This window comes from Halomonas hibernica, from assembly GCF_013183775.1.
Classification (GTDB): domain Bacteria; phylum Pseudomonadota; class Gammaproteobacteria; order Pseudomonadales; family Halomonadaceae; genus Vreelandella; species Vreelandella citrativorans.
This window is the reverse complement of sequence record NZ_VIFN01000028.1, coordinates 1-4,853: the sequence shown is the minus strand read 5'-3', so window position 1 is coordinate 4,853 and position 4,853 is coordinate 1. Positions and strand designations below refer to the sequence as shown.

Annotated in this window: 6 protein-coding genes; all 6 read right to left on the bottom strand. The window is 45.4% G+C overall.

Annotated elements, in window-relative coordinates:
• Positions 1-309: FimD/PapC N-terminal domain-containing protein (locus tag FKN99_RS17560; RefSeq protein WP_216658161.1), on the bottom strand; the 309-nt coding region annotated here is incomplete at its 3' end.
• 91 nt (positions 310-400) lie between these two features.
• The gene (locus FKN99_RS17555; protein ID WP_172119078.1) at positions 401-1,042 is read right to left on the bottom strand and encodes a fimbrial biogenesis chaperone; all 642 of its coding nucleotides are present in this window, start codon (positions 1,040-1,042) and stop codon (positions 401-403) included.
• 98 nt (positions 1,043-1,140) lie between these two features.
• Positions 1,141-1,689, bottom strand: coding sequence for a fimbrial protein (locus FKN99_RS17550; protein ID WP_172119077.1), 549 nt, complete (start codon positions 1,687-1,689; stop codon positions 1,141-1,143).
• A 455-nt stretch (positions 1,690-2,144) separates the two neighbouring features.
• Positions 2,145-2,831: a fimbrial protein gene (locus FKN99_RS17545; protein ID WP_172119076.1), complete on the bottom strand. Its 687-nt coding sequence runs from the start codon at positions 2,829-2,831 to the stop codon at positions 2,145-2,147.
• 1,131 nt (positions 2,832-3,962) lie between these two features.
• Positions 3,963-4,634, bottom strand: coding sequence for an ankyrin repeat domain-containing protein (locus FKN99_RS17540; RefSeq protein ID WP_172119075.1), 672 nt, complete (start codon positions 4,632-4,634; stop codon positions 3,963-3,965).
• Between the two features lie 20 nt (positions 4,635-4,654).
• Positions 4,655-4,853: hypothetical protein (locus FKN99_RS17820; RefSeq protein ID WP_216658160.1), on the bottom strand; the 199-nt coding region annotated here is incomplete at its 5' end.

Sequence of the window (4,853 nt, the reverse complement as noted above, 5' to 3'; positions counted from 1 at the left end):
CTCATCTAATTGCTCGGCCGTAAAGCAAGGTTCTAGATTATTCGTTTGAGGGTTAATTTGAAAATCAACAATACTATGACCTCTGTGCCTATCGTTAACATAGATATCAACATCATACTGACCGGCATCACGTTGCTCTGTATCGTTAAAACGAGAAAGATTTCCTTGTGTGCTGCTCCATCCTTTTAACAAGGAATCATCAAAAATATACTCTGTTTGAGCAAAACTCGCTTTATTAGCAGAAAGAAAAATAATCGTGAACAGGAACAGCGATAACCCAGGTGACCTTGCCTTAAGGGTGTAAAGCATGGGTGATCTCCTCAATCGACCCATAATCATTAATTAATCGCGCCTTAAGGGTTATTTCTCCACTTGGGGGCGAGCCAGATAGCTTAGCCGTCTAGCTATCTTTACTGTAAGGAGCCAGCATGGTTGTCTGTAGGTCTATAGCTCGCCCATTAGATGTTACTGTGGCTCCACTAAAAGAGGCGTAATAAGGGCTTGTGTTTTCGACATTTATAGCCCAATCATGCCCTCCATTATTTACGAGCGTAAATGCAATACTATCAGGATGAAAAGTAGGGTTATTCTTTAATCCAGAGGGTCGATAAAAAAATTTAATCTGATTGCGTAATAAAAATTGCAAATGATTGGTGTTTGAGTATTCAGAGCTGCTCGGCGGAATCTGAAGCACATTGAGGTAAAAAATACTTTCTCTATCTGAAGGCAGGTCATTGCCCGTGTAAAGCACACGCAAGGTCTGGCTCCCCATGGGATCTACTCTTGCAATAGTCGGGGTGACAATAAAAGGCGCATCAGCTTCGCCTGGACCTATACTGTTCTCATCAGCATCTATCCATGCTTGAACGATATTCGGGAAGTCATCTGAACTCGATATTTCTACACTTTTACCCGTACTCGTAGACTCATAAATGACACGCGTGCCTGTAATAATCAGACTGGCATGTGTCAATCCGGGCAGAGAAAAAATCAAGAATAACAATAGAATTTTTTTAGATGCAGATATTGATTTACTTGTCATGTGGCGCCTTTTTTGTAAAGAAGAGAAACAAAGGGCAGCTAGATAGCCGAGATGTTAATTCGACTATCTAGCAGTTACATAACTTTATGGCTGTACGTTTATTCGTATCGTACGGTGTACATTACGGCTCCTGTAACGGGCCCCACCCCCACGGAAGCATCCTCAGAAATGTATTGAACGGCATAGGTTCCTGAAGCGGTTGTATCACCTGCGGCTAGCTCTATAGTTCCGGCATCGACGGGGCCATTGCTAAAGTCCACGGGAGTACCACCGGGTGCGTTCAGAAGCTGAAGAGCTACGCCAGTAGCTCTGGAAGCTGCAGTGTTGCTCAAGTTGCCCGTTGAGGTAGGGTTTACCGCAGCAAAACGGGTGGTGTAAGTTTCATCCGCCGCTCCAGCGGCACAGTCAACCAGGTTGATATTAAAGGAAGTCTCACCACCAGGGGTCCCAACAGCACCGTCTAAATCAGCTTGAGGTATACTCGACAGCAAAATTACAGGATCTGCTGATCCCTCAACGTTCACTGTACAAGTTTGGGTGGTGACTTCACCATCGAATGTAATGGTATTAACTGCCATAGCCGAGTGGGATAAGACAAGCAATGCAGATGCTGACACTAGGGCAGTAAGAGTAACGTATTGTTTCATTGTGCTTCTCCAAAAGAATGTATCTAGATTGAGAAAAGTGCTTATTACAACCTGCTACATGCGTCATTTATGACGCATCAAATATCTACATTAACTCAATGAGATATCTGACCTTTGAGCTAAACATAATTTACATGCTCAAAATTAATATGACAGAGTTCCATTTTTACGCCGTCTTTAAATCATCTCCTCACCCTTGGCTACTCTCAGTACTTTTTAGATACTCCAAAGTTCCAACAAGCAACCATAAAGTATGGTAGCCATATGCTGGTAAACCATTGTTTTCTATTCTCGTTAAAATGCCTATAAGAAACCAATCAAGCATAAGTCACTGGCAAGCATCTGTTTTCACTATCACTTTAAAACAAAAGAAGTTATCCGCAGGGAATTAGTAATTGGCCGAATATATCTTGCGGGTGCAACTATATTAAGGTACTTCGTTGCTTCTTTCATTGCTACAGATCAAGAATCAAAGAGCCAGATTGACAATTCCGAGAAAACGCAATTCGAAGACAGAAAATACAGTTTAGATAGACGGGGAGCCGAAAAACCGTTGAGTAAAAGCCGAACCCCCAGCGCTTAATCTGGTCAGTCAATTTGATCAGTCTGATTATTGATAGACCGCAATTTCTGCACGTTCCCAGCTTTAAACCAACAAAATCCTGTGCTTTAAGCCAGGGTGGCCAGTAGGTTCCTGAGGCAGTTTTATCACCTGCGGCTAGTTCTATAGTTCCGGCGCCATTGCTAAAGTCCAGTGGCCCACCATTGGGTCCATCCAGAAGCTGAAGAGCTATGTCAGCAGTTCCAGAAGCCGCAGTGTTACTTGAGCTGCCCGATGTGGCAGGGCCAACCGCAGCAAAACGGGTGGTGTAAGTTTCGGCCATCGCTCCAACGGCACAGCCAACCAGATTGATATTAAAGGAAGTCTCGCCACCAACGTTACCAACAGTACCGTCTAAATCAGCTTTAGGCATACCCGACAGTAAAATTACAGGACCTGTTGCTCTCTTAATGCTCACTACGCAAGTTTGAGTGATGACTTCAGCATCGAATGTAATGATATTAACTGCCATAGCCGAGTGAGGTAAGACATGTAATGCAGATGCAGTTGCTGGGGCAGTGAGAGTAACGTGTTGTTTCATTGCGCTTCTCCTGAAGAATGTATCTAGATTGAGAAAAGTGCTTATTGTAACCTGCTACACGCCTCATAAATGTCGCATTAAATATCTACTTTAATTCAATGAGATACCCGACCCTTACATTAAGTATCTTTAAATGCTCAAAATCAATATAGCAGCGCCTTGGCTTTTTACTTCACTTTTTTTATTTTTTTTCATTGTACTTATTAATATTACAACTGCTTATAAGCAGGCATAAGAAACCATACACTAATAAGTTGATGTATTTATTAGCATTAAGATTCCATAAAATTAACATCGCCCCCTCGATGTGACTCCCAGCTAACCCTGGTTAACGGCGATCTAACTATAAAAAGACAAGCTATACCAAAGAGCAGATCATTGGCGCTATCAAGAAGTATGAGGCAAGTGCCAAAGCAGACGCCTTGTGCCGCACGTTGGGCTGCCCGCTACAACTGACACAGCAAGTCCGCTGGCTTAAAGCTGAGCCTATGGAGGATACCCTTTCAATTAAATGGTAATCCAACAACTTATAAACGGCTGCTCGGAATCTGGTTAATTGTGAGCGGATCAGCGAGCACTCGCCTGGCAACTTGTAGTTATTTTCCGAAAGGCGTATCGGCATCAATAGCCGGATAAACAAGGCGATGCCTTAAGAGCGTGCCTTAAAGAGCTTACCACTCAGCAACCTGCCTATGACTTCCTGCTGTTGCACGCGCTGTATCGGCCGCATAAGAGTTGCTCGATAGACTTTGTCTCCGATCAGCTAGCGAGTGGGCGATGCTTTCGGGTACTGAGGTCGTTGGTGACTTTTCACGAGAAATGGAGGGTCAGCTGGTTACCGTATCAATTAGCGGATGCTAGGTTGCTCAGTTTCTAGAGCAGCTGTGCGAATCAAGAGGTAAGCTTCGCAAGGTTTATTTTTGACAGACGACTAGCTACGGTATCGAGATTACAAGCAAAGCGATGTGCTCGCGGTATAGCGTAAGCAAGAAATGCTGGGGCATTACATGCCCGAGCTTGATGAAACTACGGAAAAAGGCTTGCCGACCGACATGCACAGTTTTCCTATCCACCCAAAGATACTTGCATAAGCAACCGCCCGATTTCATCCAATGACCTGGTGGCCATACACTAGTGGGCGCCAGAAGCGATAAGGATTTTTTCGACATCCTGATAGTTAGCACCGCTTGTATGCTGCAGTGGCGTCACGCCGTTACCATCCGCCAAGTTAACATTAGCGCCTGCCTCAACTAACAACTCTACGATTTGCCGATGGCGGGCGTGCCCGTCGCCCAAGATGATTGCCTCCAGCAACGCGGTCCAGTGAAGATTGTTAACGTGATCTACGTCGACTCCTGCCTCAATCAAAGTTCGTACCGTCTCAACATGCCCGCGCTCCGCGGCTGGGATAAGCGCCGTCCCACCGTAACGGTTAGTGCTTTTCAGGTCAGCTCCATGCGTCAGCGTCATCCTGAGGATCTCCAAATGACCGCGCGCGCCTGCATAGAGATAGGGGCTGTCAAGGATGCTGTCCTTCGCATTGACATCAGCCCCAGACTCGGTGAGGACCCTAGCCGCTTCGACTGCATTGGCGCGGGAGGCTATTAACAACGCTGTCGCACCACTGCTATCACGCGCGTCTATTTCTGCGTCCTCCGCCAAGAGTCGAATGATAAGGGAAGTGTCATTTTGTTTAGCCGCATTATGCAATTGCGTTTCACTCATGGCTTTACTTACCGTAATGAATGGAAAGACTGCTAACAACAATGCAACAGTTCCTACAAAGAAAGTACGTAAATACATGAAGGGATCCCCCGCTTAGCTTATTGATGACAAGGGTCAACGATGGACGACATTCCAGCCCTGCAAATTGCAGGGGCCCCTTTCAGCATAGAATACTTTTTTTGAAAGGCGATCAGGCCGGCAGCGGCCCAGTGCAAACGCATTGAAGTCTCGCTGGCAAACACCCAGATTTTTCTTACGCATACAAAAAACCCAGCCGGTTGGCTGGGTTCTTCGTTA